The sequence below is a fragment of the Methanosarcina sp. 1.H.A.2.2 genome, from assembly GCF_000979975.1.
Lineage (GTDB): Archaea > Halobacteriota > Methanosarcinia > Methanosarcinales > Methanosarcinaceae > Methanosarcina.
This window is the reverse complement of sequence record NZ_JJQL01000070.1, coordinates 38,302-56,807: the sequence shown is the minus strand read 5'-3', so window position 1 is coordinate 56,807 and position 18,506 is coordinate 38,302. Positions and strand designations below refer to the sequence as shown.

Sequence of the window (18,506 nt, the reverse complement as noted above, 5' to 3'; positions counted from 1 at the left end):
TAGAGTGAATATGCCCATAAAAATCAAAGTATTAATTGTTTGCGTATTGAATTAAGCAGACATCACAATAAAAAGTATGAATTGGCGGAAAGCCGTGAACGTAACAATTATATCACTAAGATAACAAGGTGTTGGATTAAATAAGAGAATATTAAAAAATCAAACGAAAGTTAAAGGACTATTTTTACGCACTCTCTCCTTTAAGAAGTAGTAAAAAAGATGGAACTATTGAAAAAATCAAAAAATACAATGAAGTGGTCGCTATGAATAAAAACATGAGGCATCTGGAGTCAAAACCATCAACTTATAGTTCAAGATTTAAAATCATTTCACTTATCGCTGTAATAGCAGTTGCTTTTCTCATGCGCATGCTCTCCTATGCTTCACTCACTGCAGACGGTGGCATAACCTTTACGGGATTTGATGAGTTTTATCATATGCGGCGCATTCTATATACAACCTCCAGTTTCCCTAATTTTCTTAACTTTGATACCTATCTTAACTATCCTTATGGTTTTGAGATTGGGTGGCCGCCATTCTTTGACCTGTTAGGCGCCATGCTTGCAATAATTCTGGGAGGAGGACAGCCTGACACACATACTGTCGAATTTGCAGGGGCTCTTTTACCGGTACTGCTCGGAGTCCTTACAGTAATTCCGGTTTATGTGGTAGCGGCTTCAGTCTTTGACAAAAAAATAGGGCTTCTTGGAGCTTTAATTTTTGCGGTTATACCTGCCCATGTATACACATCCCGTTTTGGGGCAGTTGACCATCACGTAGCTGAAGTACTCCTCTCAACGGCAGCCTATGCATTTTTCATACTTGCCATAAAGCTAGCAGGGGAGAGAAAACTTTCATTAAGTTCACTCAAAAACATATCCTCGGATAAGAAACTCATAAATCCCCTGCTTCTTGCAGCGGCTTCAGGACTCTTTTTTTCACTCCTTATCTTTACATGGGTAGGAGCTCCTGCCCTTATCGGCTTTGTTGTCCTTTATGCATTGGTTCAGGCAACACTCGATCTTAAAGCAGGGAAAGAGTCAGATTACCTCTTCATGTGCTCGACTGCAGCTCTGTTTGCAACACTCTTGTTTACCATCCCTCTCTCAGCAGGAGCAGCCCGTCAGGGGCTTGAGATGAGTGCAATGTATCTTTCCTGGTTCCAGGTTGTCTTTGTACTGATCCTGCTCACCGGAATATTCCTTTTATGGGGTTTTTCAGCATATATCGCAAAGAAGGGAATGGACTGGAAGTACTATCCTGGCGTGTTAATACTCGTATTCGGCGCAGGGCTTCTTTTCCTCCGGATATTTTCCGTCGAATACTACGCTTTCATTATTGAAGGACTGAGGTTCTTTTCTGGAAAAGGTGAATATATAGGCACAGTTGTAGAAGCAGTGCCCCTCTTTTTGACTTCACAGGGAAAACTTACTTTCGCCCCGACATTAGGAAGTTTTGGGCTTTCCTTCCTGGCGGCACTGGCAGGATTTTTCCTGTTCGGCCTTGAGTTGAAGGGCGAAAAGTTAAAGCCAGAAGGAGTATTTTTCCTTGTATGGACACTTTTTTATGCATACCTCACCTTTTCCCAGAGGCGGTTTTCCTATCTTTTTGCGGTAAATATCTCAATCCTTACCGCATATATTCTCTGGATTTTGCTGGAATCCCTTGATTTCGGAAAAGAAGTAAATAAGCTGGCAAAATCCGGAAAGGTAACGGAGAATGATCTGGAATCTGCCTTTCAAACGGGTAAAAGGTCAGTATCAAAAACGAACTCAAAATCAAAAACCAGACATGCAGCAGAGTCAAAGATTACGGATGCCGGACCTGACTACTTCAAACTTGCTTCAGGGATGGCACTGATAGGCCTGATCTTTGTGCCCTCCGTATGGTTAGGTGCTACTTTTGCAAAGGATGCAGTCTCAATTGATCCTGAATGGCAGGACTCCCTCGAATGGCTTGAAGCCTCAACACCTGCAACTTCTTATTATCTTGAGCCTTCAGAAACCCCTGAGTACGGGGTTCTTAGCTGGTGGGACTACGGAAACTGGATTGTATATGTGGGAAAACGGCCTGCAGTCTCCAATAACTTCCAGACAGGTATAGAAGATTCTGCACGCTTCTTTATAACGGATTCCGAAAAGGAAGCAAAAACAATAATTGAAAAACTCAATGTAAAATACGTAATAACTGACACACTGATGGCAGAAGGTAAGTTTAGTGCTATTACCAAAATAGCAGGAAAAAATATCGGAGACTATTACGAAGTCAAAACCGCGAAAGAAAATACAGGCCTCAAAACCGTTGCAACTCCTAAACATGCTCTCCTGCAAACCCAGGTATATAAGCTACATAAACTTGATGGAACCTCCCTGGGGAATTACAGGCTGATCCATGAAAGTACTATAAATTCCACAGAGAATAAGAATAGTAAAGAAAATACTGTAAAGGTATTCGAATATGTCAAGGGAGCCACGATTTCAGGCACTGCAAGCCCTAACCAGTCCGTGATGGCAACACTTGAGCTCAGCTCAAATACAGGCAGGAAATTCACATATCAGAAAGGTGACTTGGCAGATGAGAACGGTATATTTGAGATAACCGTGCCCTATTCGACCGAAAACACAGGAAAAGGAGTTCATGCAACCTCTGTTTATTCACTGACCACAGGAAAAAACTCAACTATTGCAGGAATTCAGGTAACTGAGAGCGACATTTTGAACGGAAATAGAATAGAGTCAAACTTTCCCTTTACTGAAGCAGAAAACGTATAATAAGCGTTAGAAGTGAAAAATCGGGAAATCAAAGTTGCGGCGGCACACCCCGCAGCAAGCTAGCGGGGTATTCGACTGAAATAAAAAAGAAATCTGAAAAAAAATGAAGGAGAGAAAAAAATCCCTCCTTCTTTTCTCTTTTAGAAAATTCAATGGTGGCGGTTCTACTGAAAACGCCTGCCTTTTTTCCGATAGCTTATTCTCCTGTACTTTCAACTCCGACGGCACTCAGGAATCTCTTGACGACTGCTTCGTTAACGAGCCTTAAGAGTGTCTGCCGGTCTTTTGTGGCACTGAAAACTCCGAGAGGTATCTGGGCACCTGCTGCATTTGCATGCCCTCCCGCGTCTTCTCCGAAGGCCTGGCGCATAATCTCTCCAAGGTTGACCCTGATATCATTGCTGCGGCCCGATATATAGATGCGGTCATCGGTGACCCCAAAGACAACAGTTGTGGAGATTCCTTCAAGGCTCAGGAGGTAATCCGCAGCCTGAGGAAGAGTATCCCTATCCCGTATGTTCCCGACATTTGAGAGAAGGTAACTCCCGAGTACCTGCCGGTTCCGGATAGCTTCCCCGAGCACTTCAAGGGTTTCAATAGCCATTGAAGGCTGCTCGAGCTGATCCAGGATCCCGTGATTTGAAAGGGGATAGAGGTACGAAGCAGCTGAGAGGTCTGCAGGGTCGGTTTTCCTCTTGAAGTCCTGCGTGTCAGTCCTGATTCCGTAAAGTAGAGCCGTTGCCAGGGTCTTCGATATATTGATATTTAGCTGCTGCAGGTACTTTGTCATGATAGTGGCTGTTGCCCCAAAGTTGGGCCGGATGTCTATATATTCAGCCTTTATCTCGGTTTCTCCGGGTGGGTGATGGTCTATCACAATGCCTACATATGAATTCAGAGGAACCATATTATTAACACCGGGGAGTGAGCAGTCTATCAGGGCAATTTCGTCAAAGTTATCAGGGTCGTGATCTTCCATCTTGCTGAGGTCAATCCCGAGAAGGTTTACGAAAGCCTTGTTTTCCTGATGCCCTATCCTTCCGTGGTAGAGGATATTTGCTTCAACCCCAAGGCTTTTTGCGATTTCCTTTAATGCAAGCCCGCTGGATATCGCATCCGGGTCAGGATTATCGTGGATTACGATAGCAAGTTTTTTATCCCTTATTCCTTTCAGCCACCTGGCGAGCCTGTTGCCCCTGTGGACAGACTCAGCTCTCTCAAGGGAACGGGAAAGGGAGCTTGCGACCAGCTTGGAGGGCATAAAAACGTAATCAGACCCCAGATCTTCCATCTTTTCTTTATTGATGATATCCGAGGCACGGGAAAATATCTGGATATCCGGGTTTACGATTTTCTTAAAGTTTTCAATTCCTTTCCTGTTTGCCTCATTGTTGGAACTCAGGAAGAGTATTGCAACGACATTTTTAAGATCAATATTATTAATGAGCTCAGGGTCAGAGATATCTCCGAGAATAGTTTCAAAGCCTTCTTCTCTGAGAGTCTCAACCTTAGCTTCGTCGTTATCTACAATGACTACAAGCTTATTGCTTTCCCTGAGCTCTTTTGCAAGCGCAAAACCAATACTACCGCTGCCCAGGATAAGATACCTGGATTTAACTGTGCTCTTAAGGCTGCTATCCGCATCTTTTGAAGAATTTGACAAAAGTCATCCTCCTATTCTTATGTAAGTCCAGACACGTGCAAAGGAAAGCAAACATTTAATCAGATTCCTGCCTGCTTACAATTTTTTACTTTTTTCTCTATTTAAATCTCAATAAAGGAATAAGGTAAAAACATTACATTGTTAGACATAAGGCTATTTAAGATTATTTCAATACTGAATCTGCTTTATAATATAATATTAAATCAGATTCATCTTCGTTTTTACAATTTAAATGCAATATTAACATGTAATTCTCAAATATGCTAACTTTAGCTATTAACTCCTCTTACTTTACATTTGTCACTATTTATGAAGTTACTTATTACGGAATTAACATTCCAGGCAACAAACTTGCCTTAATTTCCATTATAAACCTGTTTCTTACGGCATAGCCCGGATTCTTACGACATAGCCTGGGTTCTTAAGGTTTTAACCTGAATTCTGCCGGTATACATGTTATATTGGAATATAGCGTATATAGTTAATGACACTAGATGAGTTTTCCTCAGTAGAAATAATCTCAGTATAAAAGCAGCAAATAAGTTCAGATTATATCGATAGTTCAAATTATATCGATAGTTCAGATTATATGGATAATTCAGGACCGGCATTAAATACTTTCCAGTTCCATAAAAATAGGTCTTTTATTATTAAGCAGTTGATATTTTGATGCTCTATTTTTTGAGCGCGACTGAAGATTGCATTTTAAATTACTGGAAGCCACTCCGGCTCAAACAGCGCTTTGCTCGGGACAGAGAAACTGAAAGATAGTATTCAGGTTGCCCTGTAATAATATCAACCGATTAGCAACGAGCCACGTAAAAATCCCATGTCCATAAAAACACCGTGCGCCATGAAAACACAGAAATCCGTGAAAACACCCGGTTCTATTGGAATACGGAATTTCGTAAAAAGATAAGTGAATTAAATAGAATTATACAGATTATTGAATAACCTCAATAAAAATATTGAATAACCTCAATAAAAAAAGACATGCAGGCTATTAGCATGAAGTATATCAGTTCTTTACGGATGAAGGCGATCGATGCCAACTGTTTATATTTGGGACTGTTCCCGCTTCAGTTAATGGAAAATGCGGGCGCGGCTATTGCACAGAATGTAAAGGAAAAGCTTGGCAGCGGAAAGGTACTGTTTGTGGCAGGCAGGGGAAATAACGGAGGCGATGCTTTTGTTGCTGCCAGGCACCTTGCCGGCATTCCCGGATACAATGTAAGGATGATTCTGCTCGGAAAAGACAGGGATATAGGGACTGAAGAAGCATTTCACAATTTCTCCCTGTTGAGGTTCAGCAGGGTTCAGACACTTGAGATCAGAGATTCAAGCCAACTTGCAGCCTCGGGATGGTTTTCAGAAGCCGACATACTGGTGGATGCCATCTTTGGCACAGGCATTAAGGGAAACATAAAGGAGCTCGAATCAACTGCAATTGACCTTATAAACAGCGAAGGAAAAGCCGGAAAAACCGTAATTGCCGTAGATATCCCTTCCGGGCTTGACCCTGATGGGGGAGGCTTTGAAAAAGCCGTATACGCAGACCTTACAGTAACCTTCCACCGCATGAAAACAGGGCTCCTGGGTGAGCAGGCAAAAAAGTATACAGGCACGGTAAAGGTTGCAGATATCGGAGTCTGCGCGGATGCTGAACACTATGTAGGTCCCGGTGATCTGCAGATGCTTCAGAAAAGGACACCTGAAGCGCATAAAGGAAATGCCGGAAGGGTCCTTATCATAGGGGGCGGACCTTACTCCGGAGCTCCGGCGCTTGCAGCGCTTGCAGCCCTCAGGGCAGGAGCAGACCTGGTAACAGCAGCAGTGCCTGAATCTGTAGCCGGGATTGTAGCTTCTTACTCTCCTGACCTCATTGTCCGAAAACTTTCCTCAAGCGTGCTCTGCCCCGAAGACCTGTCCATCCTCCCTGACCTTATCAATTCTCATGATGTGGTTGTAATGGGGATGGGGCTTGGGAGAGCAGCAGAGACCCTTGAAGCTGTCAGAAAGATCCTGCCCTTCTGCAGGAAAGCAGTCCTTGATGCCGACGCCCTTTCAGCCCTGTCAGGCACTCTCTTTGAAACCCTTGCGGGGAACTGTGAAATAATAGTAACCCCGCATTCAGGAGAATTTGCACGCCTGAGGGATATGGACATCCCCGATACCCCGGAAACCCGTGAAAAAGCTGTCAGGGAATTTTCAGAGGAAAAGGGAGTGGTAACACTCCTGAAGGGAAAGATCGACATCATTTCAGACGGGAAACAGACCCTTCTGAACAGGACAGGAAACCCAGGCATGACTGTAGGAGGCACTGGAGATGTCCTTGCAGGCTTGACAGGATCTCTGTTTTCAAAAAACCCTGCATTTCTTGCCGCAGCCTGTGCAGCTTACATTAATGGGGCAGCCGGCGACCTGGCGTTCGAGAAAGCGGGAAATGCACTGCTAGCAACTGACGTGATTGAAAAGATTCCAGAAATAATCAAAGAGGCAGAAATAGGGTGAAAGAGTTATAGCCACAAAAACAGCTTAAAAAAGGGCAAATTGATGTAGAAACAATGTTCAGATGGAACAATGTTCAGATGGAACAATGTTCAGATGGAACAATGTTCAGGTGGAACAATGTTCAGGTGGAACAATGTTCAGGTGGAACAATGTTCAGGTGGAACAATGTTCAGATAATACTCAAATAATAATCAAACAATATTCAAATAATAACCACTCATTAATCAGATAATATCCAGAAAATTCAAGCAATACCTGAAAACCTGGACTATTGCAACAGTAGTCCTGTATTGTAAATAATATAAAACTGTATACAGGGAAGGGGGTAACAGAATATGGTACATGATTTTGAGAGGAGAATAGATGTGGAAATCGAAAGGACAAGGATCAGGATCACTGTTTTTCACGGGGAAGACGAAGAAGTTGTAAAGCTTAACCTTGAAGAAGCCGAGGAACTTGCAGAAAAACTGGAACAGGCGATTGAGGATTACTCGCAGCGAAAACAAATCCGGATTGACTGAACCGGAAATTAAGAGACCGGGGATTGCGGGCAAAAAGATTAGAAATTAAAAAAATTAAAAGTTATATGGAATTCCAGATAGATACGAAAAACGCGGTGATTTTGTGGGAAAGACATTTACTCATATTGAAGACGGCAGAGCGCGAATGGTCGATATAAGCGAAAAAAATAATGTTTCCAGGCTGGCACGGGCTGCAGGAGAAATCGTACTTTCCGCAGAAACCCTGGAGAAAATAAGGACAGGGACCGTTGAGAAAGGAAGTGTGTTTGCAACTGCAAGGGTTGCAGCCGTGCTTGCTGTAAAGAAGACCCCGGAAACAATTCCCATGTGCCACCAGATTCCGATAACGGGGATAGATGTGGATTTGGAGGTAGGGGATGATGCGGTTTCTGCAATTGTGGAGGTCCGGACTGTCGGGAAAACAGGAGTTGAAATGGAAGCTCTGACGGGAGTTTCGGTTGCGCTGCTTACTGTCTGGGATATGGTAAAATCTGCCGAGAAAGATGAAACAGGAAATTACCCGCATACACTGATACGAAATATCAGGGTGCTTGAAAAGCTCAAAGGGTAAAGGTTCAAAGAGGTAAAAACCGGAAAAATAAGGGTCCATTTAAAATAAGCTTTTTAAAGGATGGGATATATCAAGACGGCAAACTGAGGTATGTATTTTGAAGATCATAGGTGGACCAGCATCACAGTTACTTGCCAGCCGCACGGCCAGGGCTCTCGGGACAGAGCCCGTACTCTGCGAATTTAATTGTTTCCCTGACGGGGAACTTTACCTTAGAATCGCAGAAGAAACAGAAAACGAAAAAGTGACCATTATCCAGAGCACGCCCACAGACTCCGATCTTGTTGCTCTGCTCCAGCTTATTGATGCCTGTGAGGGGGCAGCTGAAATCAATGTTGTGATCCCCTACATGGGCTATGCCAGGCAGGACAAGAAGTTCAAGCCAGGCGAACCCATAAGTTCCCGCGCTATTGCCCGCTGCATTAACGCTGACCGAGTTTTTACAGTAAACATTCATGAGAAGAGTGTACTTGAGTATTTCCCCTGCCCTGCCAGAAATCTTGATGCGGCAAACCTGCTGGGTGCATACATCGCTGGCTTTGGCCTTGAAAACCCCATGCTGGTTGCTCCCGATGAAGGGGCTCAGGGGCTTGTAAAGAATGTGTCTTCAGAGAATGGTTTTGATCATGACCATCTTCAGAAAACAAGGCTCAGCGGAGATACCGTTGTGATCAAGACAAAAAACCTTGATGTAACCGGCAGGCACGTTGTCCTTGTAGATGACATGATTGCGACCGGGGGGACAATGGCGGAGTCAATTAGGATGCTTAAAGCACAGGGAGCAATTGATGTCCACCTTGCCTGCGTGCACCCCGTCCTTACAAGAAATGCAACTTTAAGGTTGTTCAATGCAGGAGTAAAAGATATAATCGCAACCGACACCCTTGAGAAAGCCGAAAGCAGGTTGAGTGTTGCCCCTCTTATTGCAGAAGCCCTTTCCGGGCTTTAATCATTTACTCCAGTTTCATTACCGTTAACTATTTTTTACAGTCTGTGTATTCTTAGTAGTATGACCCTTCCAGAAATTTGTCCACTTGATGAAAACCAGACATGTAAAGGGCTGGAATGCCATCTCTTCTGTCTGGAATGGAGAACAAGGGAACCTACCTGCCTTATAGGCTACAATGTAACAAGTAAAATCAGGTCCGGCAATGACGGCCGTAAAAAAGATACCTATGCTGAAGACACATTCCGCAAGTTAGGTAGACAGCCCCTACCCAGAATGAAAAACGTCTCGGAAAAAGGAGATTGGTTTCCTACCAGGCCAGTTGAAATACCCCCTGAAAAGCCTGTTGAAAGAAGGGAAGAAAAGCCTTCTCAAACTACGGAAAACGGCAAATATTTCTTCGGATGCCGTGAAGCACCCATGGATGCAAAAACGGATAAATGTTTTGAAGAAGGTCCCGAGAAAAGGCTGCAAGGAAGACAGGTTTCCAGCGAGGCTGAGACAGCTTCCCTTAGACTGGAGGCCAGGCTGAAAAAAGATCCTGTCGAAGAAAAACCTATTGAAAACTCGATTATATACGCAAAGCCGCAGCCAAAGGCTCCGGAAAAACCAAAAACCCAGGAAAAAGTACTCTCCAGGGATAAGCATACAACAATTTTTGTATCCTGTGACGAAGAAGAAAAGAAAAATATTTATCCTTCCGACAGGGAAGAAAAACCAGTAAAAGCGACTGAATACAGGGACAAACGCAAAAAACTTGATGAAGTAATGGAAATAGACCTCCCCGAGAATTACGAAGAGGAGTTCTGGAGTTAAAAGATCCTCTGTCGCGGAAAGAGATAACTTAGAATAACTCAAAATTAACTTATAAGAGCAGAATTAATTTAGGGTAACTCCAGGTAAACTTAGGGTTAGCAGAGCTAACTAGAGTTAACCGAATTGATTAGAGTAAAGTTAACCGAATTGATTAGAGTAAAGTTAACCGAACTGATTAGAGTAAAGTTAACCGAATTGATTAGAGTAAAGTTAACCGAATTGATTAGAGTAAAGTTAACCGAATTGATTAGAGTAAAGTTATTACTCAGAATTATTCAAATGAACTTATAATGGAGCCGCAGGCCGGAGTTTCGGAAAAAACGTTTAGAGCCCGAAAAAAGGAGAAAATGCTTTCTTCGTTTCCTGAGTTTCCAAGCAGGCCTGCAGAGCCTACCTGGTCAATTACCCGCTAAATCTAAAGATTTAACGGGTTTCCTGCTGAGATTTTATGAATATCTTCTCGGGATTGTGGCTTGATTCCGCTTTATGCCTTCTGAGATTTTGCTTCTTGAAGCACAGTAGGCTTCTTGAAACATGGTAAAGAGTTACTGTCAGAGACTTATATAGAAGAAGAGATAAACAATTACGGATTTAATAAAGTCCCTGCGGGTTGTAAAACACTCACTTTTCGTTCATGTTATTTGATTTAATTTCCGATGTTAAAAACAATTCATGTTATTCGATTTTATTTTCTATGTTAAAAACAAGAACAGGAATATGATGATTGAGGATGGACCGCCAGACATACCAGAAGATATACAGTTCACTGAATAACTTTGGAGACGTTTTTCGCATCTCAGAGGAATATTCCAGACCTGCAGGCATGCTTGCTACCGTTCTTAACCAGAAAATAGTGAAAATGACAAGGTTCAAGCACAGGAGGATCTATTCCAGAGAAAAGGAACTCTTTTTGAGGTGGGAGCAGGGGCGGTCTATTCTTGAACTTGCGGAGTATACATTTTTCCCTCCGACCCTCATGGCTTCCCTGATCCTCAAGAACTGTGACCTGTCCCGAAAAAGCATAAACTGGCTCTTCAAGCACCTCGACTGCATCGAAAACCGCCGCCTGAGAAAAGAGATTGGAAAAGCCCTTGATGCGGACTATTTCTTTTCTCCCCGCGCCCATGAGATGCAGTGCAAAAAAGGTGAAATGGGAGAGGAGATTATCCGCAAATGGCTTGATGACAGGGAGATTTCCTACTGCACTGAAGCTGAAATCAGGGCTCAGGGAGACGGAAAGACCCCGGATTTTGTCCTTGCAGACCCGATCTGCATAGAGGACCGTATGGTCAGGTGGATTGAAAGCAAAGCCCTCTTCGGGGACGACTTAGAGCATAAGCATTACGCAAAGAAACAGTTCGGGGAGTATGCCAATATTTTCGGAGAAGGCATGGTTGTCTACTGGTATGGTTACCTGGAAGACCTTCCATCCGAAGGCGAAGGTTACCTTGTAAAGGACCATAGCTTTTTTGGGGAATATAAAGAGCAGACTGACGAACTGTTCAACTACCTTGTGTACTGGTAAGGACTTTTCAGAGCCTTGTAATTGAGGACATATTGGTAAGAGGGTCTTTTTCTACCTGGAAGACATGGTCTGCCGAATCGATCAGGGACTCGTCATGGGAAACCACTATGATCTGGCCTACTCCGATGCTGCGCATCATGTCTATGAGTTTCAAAAGCTGCTGGATGTGCCCGCGGTCCAGAAAAACGGTGGGTTCGTCGAGGATCATAGGAGGAAGCCCTTCTGCACGGTCTCCGGCAAAACCAAGGGCAAGGAGCCTGTAGATGGCACAGCGCAGGACAAGGTTGAAGATTGCACGCTCGCCTCCGCTGAGGAGTTTGGGCTCGAGGGGGGTGCCGTCTTTTCTGTAGACAGTCAGATTGTACTCGGGGTCAAGCTCGATATGGGAGTAAGCATTGTTTGTATACATGAAACCAAACATCTCATTTAAGAGGACGGAAAGGGCACCTATGTTCCTTGCCCGCATATCAGCCCGGACGCGCAGATAGGTATTTTCAAGCTCTTCGGCATTGCTGTATACGGCTTCAAGGTACAACCGCCTGTTTTCAAGAGCTTTCAGTTCTTCTTTGAGTTCCCGGAGACGTTTTAAGCTGTTTTCAATCATGCCGATTTCTTTAAGAAGAACATCTTTTTCAGCGGTTGTTTCCCGGATTTTCTCTATAATTTTTGTATGGGCAAGTTCAAACTGGGCGCGGTCATGCTGGAGATGTTCAAGCTCTTTTCCTTCCAGTTTTTCTTTCAGTTGCCTTATCCTCTCACCGCGTTCAATGATTTCGCGGTCAAAGAAACCCACCTTTTCTGCCAGGTTCCTTATGGCAGTCTCAAGCTCGGAGATTTTATGTTTGAGATTTTCCATGCGGAGCAGGTTAGCCTGGAGCTTTTTGGCCTGGCCGAGAAGCTTTTCACTTTCGGTATGGGCTCTTTTTGCTTCATCTTCCTTTTTCCGCATAGCTTCAAGGGCAAGTTCAAGAACTTTGAGTTTTTCTTTTGACAGGGCTTCCTTTTCTGCAAATGCCTTTAATTTTTCATTGAGTTCTCCAAGCCTCTGCCCGTAATTTTCTATAAGCGCAAGAGATGTCCGGATTTTTCCGTTCAGGGCTTCAATTTCAGAGGCATTTTCGGCAAGCTTTCTTTCAAAAGCTTTTGCCTCACGGAGAGCTTTTTCACCTTCACTGTGCGCGGTTTGAGCCGCTTCTTCCTGATCTTGCAGAGCTTTAATGTCAGGGAGGAGCTGACTCATTGCGGCTTCGAGTTCCTGTTTTCGCTTACCAAGGCTCTCAAGCTTCAGGGAGTCCTCCTCTATCCGAGCTCTGTGGGTCTCTATCAGTTTCCCGGAAGCTTTTGCCTTCTCCAGGAGCTTTTCAATTTCAATGTCATAATCGGAGATTCGCTTCTCCAGCTTCTTTGCATCCTTGAGCCGATTGAGTTTTTTCTCAAGTTCAGCGTTCTGGAGCTTTATATCCGTGAGTTCCGAGGCAAGCTTTTCTTTTTTCTGTTCGCATTCTTCTGTTGTACATGCGATTTCTGACCCTTTAAGTTCCTGCCCGCAAGTAGGGCACTTCCCCTCGGCAAGCAGTTCCCGGTTTTTACGGAGGCTGTTTTCAAGTTCCCTTAAAGTAGCCTCAAGCTCTTTTTCTTTCCCATGCAGCCTGTTTTTGTTTTCCAGCAGAAGCTCGCTGAAATCTTCCAGGTTTTCGAGCTGGTCTCCGGTAAAGCCGAGCCCCTCCAGCCCCGCTAAAACCCCGGACTTCTGCTCCTGGACTTCCAGTACTTCCTTTGAGTTATTCTTGAGTTCCTTTTCAAGAACCTCGATTTCCGTACTTTCTTTCAGGACTGCAGCCCTGCTGTTTTGCAGTTCCTTTTCAAGATCGAGTAGGTTCAGATTGCCGGTTTCTTTTTCCTTAAAGGCGAAGCCAAGCTTTGTAGAAACCTCATTTTTCCGGTCCCTGAGAAGGCTTTCCTTTTCTTCAAGTTCCTTTATGACTGAAATTATGTCATCATCAGCTCCGGAATCTGCTTTAAAGCCTATTTTAAAGCCTGCTTTTTCTCTCAGCCCTTTGTTTTCCTCTTCGAGCTTCCTTATGTTTTCCCTGTGCTCTTCAATTTCCTTATTTGCAGCCCCAATACTTGCCCTGCACTCAATCAGGGTGCGCTCAGCGTCAGCTTTCTCTTTTTCAAGCTCGCGTAATGCCTGTACGCCGGTTTCTTCTTCTTTAAGGAGAAGGGCAAGTTCTTTTGATGCGGCATTTACTTTTTCCCTGGCAGAAAACTCCTCTTTTTCCTGGCCCAGAAGCAGAGCTTCAATTTCGATGTCTCCAAAACCGTATTCGTCTCTCAGACCGGCATTTTCGTCCCCGAGTTCGAGCAAAACACGCCTTTGTCCCTGCACTTCCCCTGAAAAAGCTTCCTTTTCCCTGAAACAGCCAGCCTTATCCTCCTGAGACTTATGGATAGCCTGTTTCAAAGCCTCAATTTCCTGCAGTCGTTCCCTGTAGTCTGCAATCTTGAGGTCGAGTTCTCCTTTACGAGCAACCGCAAACTCTTTTTTGTCATTAAGATCGTTTAAGGCAGCGTCAGTTTCTTTCACTTTTTGCCTGAGCCTGTTAAGGGCTGCTACGGGCTCCGTGCCTTCAAGCCCTTCGATTTCGGCTTTCACGCCTGAAAGGCTGTTTTTTGCATCCCTCTCAAGCCTTCGGACAGCCGTCTTCGCATAGCCTGCCCTTTCGCGGTACTCCTCAAGCTTTCCGAGCTGGAGCAGGTCATCAATCATGCGCTGCCTGTCCTTTGGCTTTGCATTGATAAGCACATCAATTTCCCCCTGCCGGATGTAAGCGCAGTTCCTGTACGCCTCTTCATCCATGTTCAGGAGGGAACAGACCTCATCATAGGTGCGGGTCGCCTGGTCGACAATATTCTCCCCGTCAGCATAGAGCACGCACCTTGAGCTTGAAGCGTTTTCACTTTTCGAAGAGTACCTGAAAGCCTGCTCAAGAAGATATTCCCGCCCCATATGTTCAAAGCCGAGGTTGATTTTTGCATTCTCGGCCCCTTTGAAGATCATGTCCGCAAGCACAAAGTCCTTTGAAAGGATCTTGCTTCCGAAAAGCCCCATGAAGCAGGCTTCGAGCAAGCTTGATTTCCCGCTCCCGTTTACCCCGGAAATGACTGTCACTCCGTCTTCGAAAGTGAAGTCCAGCTTTTTGTAGCTCCGGATATTTTCTATGTACAGATTTTTCAGCTTCACAGGTAATCACCAAGGTTATACTGTTTGGGCACAGCAGGCTTTTCTTTTCCTTTTTTATGGCTTTGTTTTATCGGTTTTCCGGCTCTATCCGGAGCCTGGGCTGGCTTTTCATCCGGGAACTTTTCATCCGGGAACTTTTCATCCGGGAACTTTTCATCCGGGGACTTTTCATCCGCAGGCTCTTCGGTTTTGCCCTCTCCATCTTTTTCGGGACTTGCTTCTCCCCCGGACCCGGGAAGCTTTCCAGACTCTGCGTCTTCTGCTTCGGTTTTATTTCCGGTATTTATCCCTAGCTCAGCTCTTTTTCCACCTTCGGAAGGGATTACTGGAGGGATTTCTACAGGGGTTCCGGGAGTTTCCTGCGAAATATCGGATGGGAAGGGGGCTTCAGCCAAAGAATTAACAGCAGTTTTGGGCGTTTCGATCTCTACGGATGCCCCTACAGATTCAGCATTTTCACATGAACCGGCGGCTTTAAGTGATTCAGTATTTCCGCATATTACGGGGACATGAGGAGGTTCATGACCCTCAACAGGAGATTCACAGACCTTATCAAGAGATTCAGGACTCTCATCAGAATCTTCAAAACTATTATTGAGAGATTCGGAGCTTTCAATTCTTGCAAAAGCCCTCAGGAATTTAGATTTTTCGGCAATTGCCGCCTCAAATTCAGCCCCTCCGGCGGGCTCTGGATTTTCAACCGGTTCAGCCGCACCCACCGGTTTGAATTCTTCAGGCTCTCCAATCCTGACAGGGCTAACAGGGCTGGCAGAGCTGACCGGGATAACAGGGTTGACAGGAATCTCTATCCTGAAATTAGGGTCTTTGAAATCCAGTGCTTCAATCAATCCCGAAAGCCGGCTCTCTGTTTCTTCGTCCACCCTTGACCTTGACACGCCCGGGTTCCGGATAATCTCATCGACTATCAGCCCACCGTCGTTTAAGCTCAGCCTGTTGATTTCTTCGGCAACCGCATGGTCAGGGTCGGAAAATGCAACTTTCACAACCTCATCGAGGAGGGCCTCTTTTATCCTGAGGTCTTTGACCCTTGCCACCAGCACTCCTTTGCTCAACAGGTATTCTTCAATCTCACTGAAGGAAAGGACTGGACCTGAGTCTCCTGAGATGTCCAGGAACACAACAGAGTCCGGGAGTTCTTCGAGGTGCTCGTTAACGGCAGAATAAATCTGTTCATAAGGCTTTTCTTCCCCGTCAAGTTTTGCCGGAATGAACAGGAAGTTTCGGGTAGGGATGGTCCGTCTGCTGATTTCCAGCCCTTCCCCGGAAAGAGTGATAATATTGTAAGAACGGGGATCATTTTCGGATGCACTGTTGCGTTCGGTACTGCCCGGGTATGTAGCCCAGGTCTCGGTTTCCCCCACCTTTATTTTCTCGTACTTGTGGTAGTCCCCGAGGAGAATTGCATCAACCTTAAAAGGAAGGTTTGCAAGCGTCTCGGCGCAGTCCCAGTCCGCATAAGGAAAAGGCTGCACGGTCTGGTGCATTACAAGCAGGTTCCTGCAGTTTTCCGGCAGGGATTCCGGAACTTCAAACCCTGAATAATCGTAAAGAGGAATCTTTGACTTCGGGACGCTGTCTATCCCGTATATTGCTGTATCCCCTACCAGTTGGGGTGTTTTTCCGAGCCTTATTGCAAGCCCCATTTCCTCAAAGAGGTCCAGCCACTGGGTATTTTGCTTGCTCTCGTGATTTCCGACAATTCCAAAAAAAGGTATGTTTGCAGCCTTCAACCGGAACAGGAGGTTCATCGTCTCAAGGAGGTCTTCAAGGGTCGGGTTCCTCGAATCAAAAAGGTCCCCCGCATGCACGACAGCATCAACCTGCATGTCAACCGCGTCCTGAATGACTACCTCAAAAGCCTTAAAAAAGTCCTGCCTCCGTACCTCGCTGTGGTACTGCCGGTATCCCAGGTGCGTGTCTGCTGTGTGGAGTATCCTTGTTTCCTGAACCATGAATATCAGTCTCTGGTTTTAACGGTATAAGGGTTTGTATATTAGTATTTAACTCATTTCTACAGAAACACGTTTCAGCCGAATATGGAAACTAATGCAAATAACCCGTCAAAAAATCGGAATCTTATCACTTTCACTTCTTCGCTGCTTGCCCTGTCCTCTCATGTACATATCAAAACAGGAACGCTTCAGGCAGGGATAAAGGTGAACTGATATGCCTTTTTTACTATCGAACAAATTTCCACAATAAGGACTGATGATATATTCGGCATTACATAACTTGTTATATTATTCGCACGTTTTTATTTAAAATAAAAAGAAGTAATAAATTTTTTATATCTTTGACTATTAAAAATGAATATAAGTACAAAAAATAAGGCCAATACCAAAGCGTTTAAAATTTAGGTGAATAAAATGATTCCTAACTATAAGTACAAACCCGGAGTATATTTTACTGCGACTTTTATTATAACCTATGCTCTCTGGTTTGCAGGGGCATATTTAAGTTTTCAGGATGATAGCGGACTGGGTACGTTATTAATATTAGCTGGAATGATGACACCTTTTCTTATATCACTTTTTATGATATTTACGTCTAAGAATTCGGATCTAAAAAAGGATTTTATCAACCGGCTTATCAATCTCAGGTTAATAAGGCCAAAAGTACTACTTGCATTTTTTTTAATAATGCCACTCACTATTCTGGTATCTATCTTTCTGTCTCTTCCATTTGGAGGATCGACCTCTCAATTTCAATTTGCTGAAAAATACTCTTTTTCATCAGGGCTTATCCCTGCGTTTCTTACTCTTATCCTGGCTTCAATTTTTGAAGAGCTTGGATGGAGAGGATACGGCTTTGAAAGTCTGCAAAGCCGGCGCACTTTCTTTACGGCAGCGATTGTTTTCAGTATACTCTGGTCGCTCTGGCACTTCCCGCTGATCTTTGTCAATGGCATGTATCAGTACGTGATTTTCCACGAAAACATCTGGTATGCGGTGAATTTTTTTGTCAGCATCATCCCTATGGGAGTGATTATCAGCTGGTTCTACATAAAAAATGGAAAAAGTGTTCTGGCAGTGATTCTCATTCACATTGTCATCAATTTCTCGCAGGAAGCTCTGCAAATGACCCAATTTGCAAAGTGCATTGAAACTGTGCTTATTACTATCGTTGCTGCAATTATTATCATATTAGACAAAAAGATGGCTTTTTCGAAAGAACATCTTACTACTGGAGTTGACGAGTTACCGAGAATTACAGGATCACCGGAGTTAACTGAGTGACAAATAATTCTACAGATCACTATTCCAAATTCCTTCTTATCTGGTTTGGACAATTTATCTCAATAATAGGTAGTGGCCTTACTACTTTTTCCTTAGGAGTATACGTATATCAACAAACCGGTACAACTTCAAGTTATGTCTTTATACTCATGTGTGCTTTTTTGCCCCCCTTCTTACTGAAACCCTATGGAGGTATACTGGCAGACCGTCATGATAGACGTTTAATGATGATTTTCGGGGATTTTGGATCAACGCTTGGGCTTCTCTTCATATTTATTATGATGCTAAAAGGCAATATTGAACTCTGGCAAATTTATCTTGGGATTGCAATCTTATTCCGTGCAATCTCCCATGCTGAATACATACATGCAGGCGACCATTACAAAGCATTAAAACACCTCAGCGGGGGCTTTGTCGCAAACAGCATGGCAGCTTTTAGAAAATTTCCAAAAGGCGAGCTTATCCTGTAACTCAAAACTCACTTTTTTGAATTTCGTATTTTTAGAATGTATATAGGATAGGCCCAAAAATAAGTCTCCATGCAGGATTTTCACCTGCGAAAAAGGACAAAAGCCAATGCAAGAATTGAAATCGCGCCGGCAAGTGTAAAAGCTGGCATGGATGCAGTAAATATGTTTTGAAAAGCTATTGTGAAAATATTTATTTTCAAAAAACTACTGC

The 18,506-nt window shown here is 44.1% G+C and carries 13 protein-coding genes; 10 read left to right on the top strand and 3 right to left on the bottom strand.

Going from position 1 to position 18,506, the window contains the following annotated elements:
* Positions 1-263: 263 nt before the first annotated feature.
* On the top strand, positions 264-2,771 hold the full coding sequence (locus tag EO93_RS10645) for an oligosaccharyl transferase, archaeosortase A system-associated (protein WP_048162514.1): 2,508 nt from the start codon (positions 264-266) through the stop codon (positions 2,769-2,771).
* Between the two features lie 196 nt (positions 2,772-2,967).
* Here EO93_RS10645 and EO93_RS10640 read toward each other — a convergent pair whose 3' ends face one another.
* Complete coding sequence (locus EO93_RS10640; RefSeq protein WP_048162513.1) at positions 2,968-4,434, bottom strand: DHH family phosphoesterase; 1,467 nt, start codon at positions 4,432-4,434, stop codon at positions 2,968-2,970.
* Between the two features lie 1,008 nt (positions 4,435-5,442).
* Here EO93_RS10640 and EO93_RS10635 point away from each other — a divergent pair.
* The 7 genes from EO93_RS10635 to EO93_RS10610 all read left to right on the top strand — a co-directional run bounded on the left by EO93_RS10635 (position 5,443) and on the right by EO93_RS10610 (position 11,324).
* Entirely contained in the window at positions 5,443-6,945 is a 1,503-nt protein-coding gene (locus tag EO93_RS10635) for a bifunctional ADP-dependent NAD(P)H-hydrate dehydratase/NAD(P)H-hydrate epimerase (protein ID WP_048162512.1), read from the top strand.
* A 53-nt stretch (positions 6,946-6,998) separates the two neighbouring features.
* Complete coding sequence (locus EO93_RS18495; RefSeq protein WP_255350220.1) at positions 6,999-7,133, top strand: hypothetical protein; 135 nt, start codon at positions 6,999-7,001, stop codon at positions 7,131-7,133.
* A 147-nt stretch (positions 7,134-7,280) separates the two neighbouring features.
* On the top strand, positions 7,281-7,466 hold the full coding sequence (locus tag EO93_RS10630; RefSeq protein WP_048162511.1) for a hypothetical protein: 186 nt from the start codon (positions 7,281-7,283) through the stop codon (positions 7,464-7,466).
* Between the two features lie 103 nt (positions 7,467-7,569).
* Positions 7,570-8,037 carry a cyclic pyranopterin monophosphate synthase MoaC gene (gene moaC / locus EO93_RS10625; protein ID WP_048136472.1) on the top strand — a complete coding sequence of 156 codons (468 nt, stop codon included), beginning with the start codon at positions 7,570-7,572 and terminating at the stop codon, positions 8,035-8,037.
* A gap of 97 nt (positions 8,038-8,134) precedes the next feature.
* Positions 8,135-8,986, top strand: a complete 852-nt coding sequence (locus tag EO93_RS10620) for a ribose-phosphate diphosphokinase (RefSeq protein ID WP_048136473.1) — start codon at positions 8,135-8,137, stop codon at positions 8,984-8,986.
* 60 nt (positions 8,987-9,046) lie between these two features.
* On the top strand, positions 9,047-9,799 hold the full coding sequence (locus EO93_RS10615) for a hypothetical protein (RefSeq protein WP_048162510.1): 753 nt from the start codon (positions 9,047-9,049) through the stop codon (positions 9,797-9,799).
* A gap of 730 nt (positions 9,800-10,529) precedes the next feature.
* On the top strand, positions 10,530-11,324 hold the full coding sequence (locus EO93_RS10610; RefSeq protein ID WP_048162527.1) for a C15orf41 family protein: 795 nt from the start codon (positions 10,530-10,532) through the stop codon (positions 11,322-11,324).
* Between the two features lie 7 nt (positions 11,325-11,331).
* On the opposite strand, the gene EO93_RS10605 is transcribed toward EO93_RS10610, so the two are convergent.
* Together EO93_RS10605 and EO93_RS10600 are read right to left on the bottom strand one after the other, a co-directional pair.
* A complete protein-coding gene (locus EO93_RS10605) occupies positions 11,332-14,568 on the bottom strand; it encodes a DNA double-strand break repair ATPase Rad50 (RefSeq protein ID WP_048162509.1) in 3,237 nt (1,078 codons plus the stop codon).
* Positions 14,565-16,541 carry a metallophosphoesterase gene (locus tag EO93_RS10600; RefSeq protein WP_048162508.1) on the bottom strand — a complete coding sequence of 659 codons (1,977 nt, stop codon included), beginning with the start codon at positions 16,539-16,541 and terminating at the stop codon, positions 14,565-14,567. Before EO93_RS10600 ends, EO93_RS10605 begins: the two co-directional genes overlap by 4 nt.
* 414 nt (positions 16,542-16,955) lie before the next feature.
* Here EO93_RS10600 and mmrce1 point away from each other — a divergent pair, with 414 nt between their 5' ends.
* Together mmrce1 and EO93_RS16910 are read left to right on the top strand one after the other, a co-directional pair.
* Complete coding sequence (mmrce1, locus tag EO93_RS10595) at positions 16,956-17,825, top strand: MmRce1 family CPBP family CAAX prenyl protease (protein ID WP_048162507.1); 870 nt, start codon at positions 16,956-16,958, stop codon at positions 17,823-17,825.
* Positions 17,822-18,295, top strand: coding sequence for an MFS transporter (locus EO93_RS16910; RefSeq protein WP_235284210.1), 474 nt, complete (start codon positions 17,822-17,824; stop codon positions 18,293-18,295). Before mmrce1 ends, EO93_RS16910 begins: the two co-directional genes overlap by 4 nt.
* Positions 18,296-18,506 lie beyond the last annotated feature (211 nt).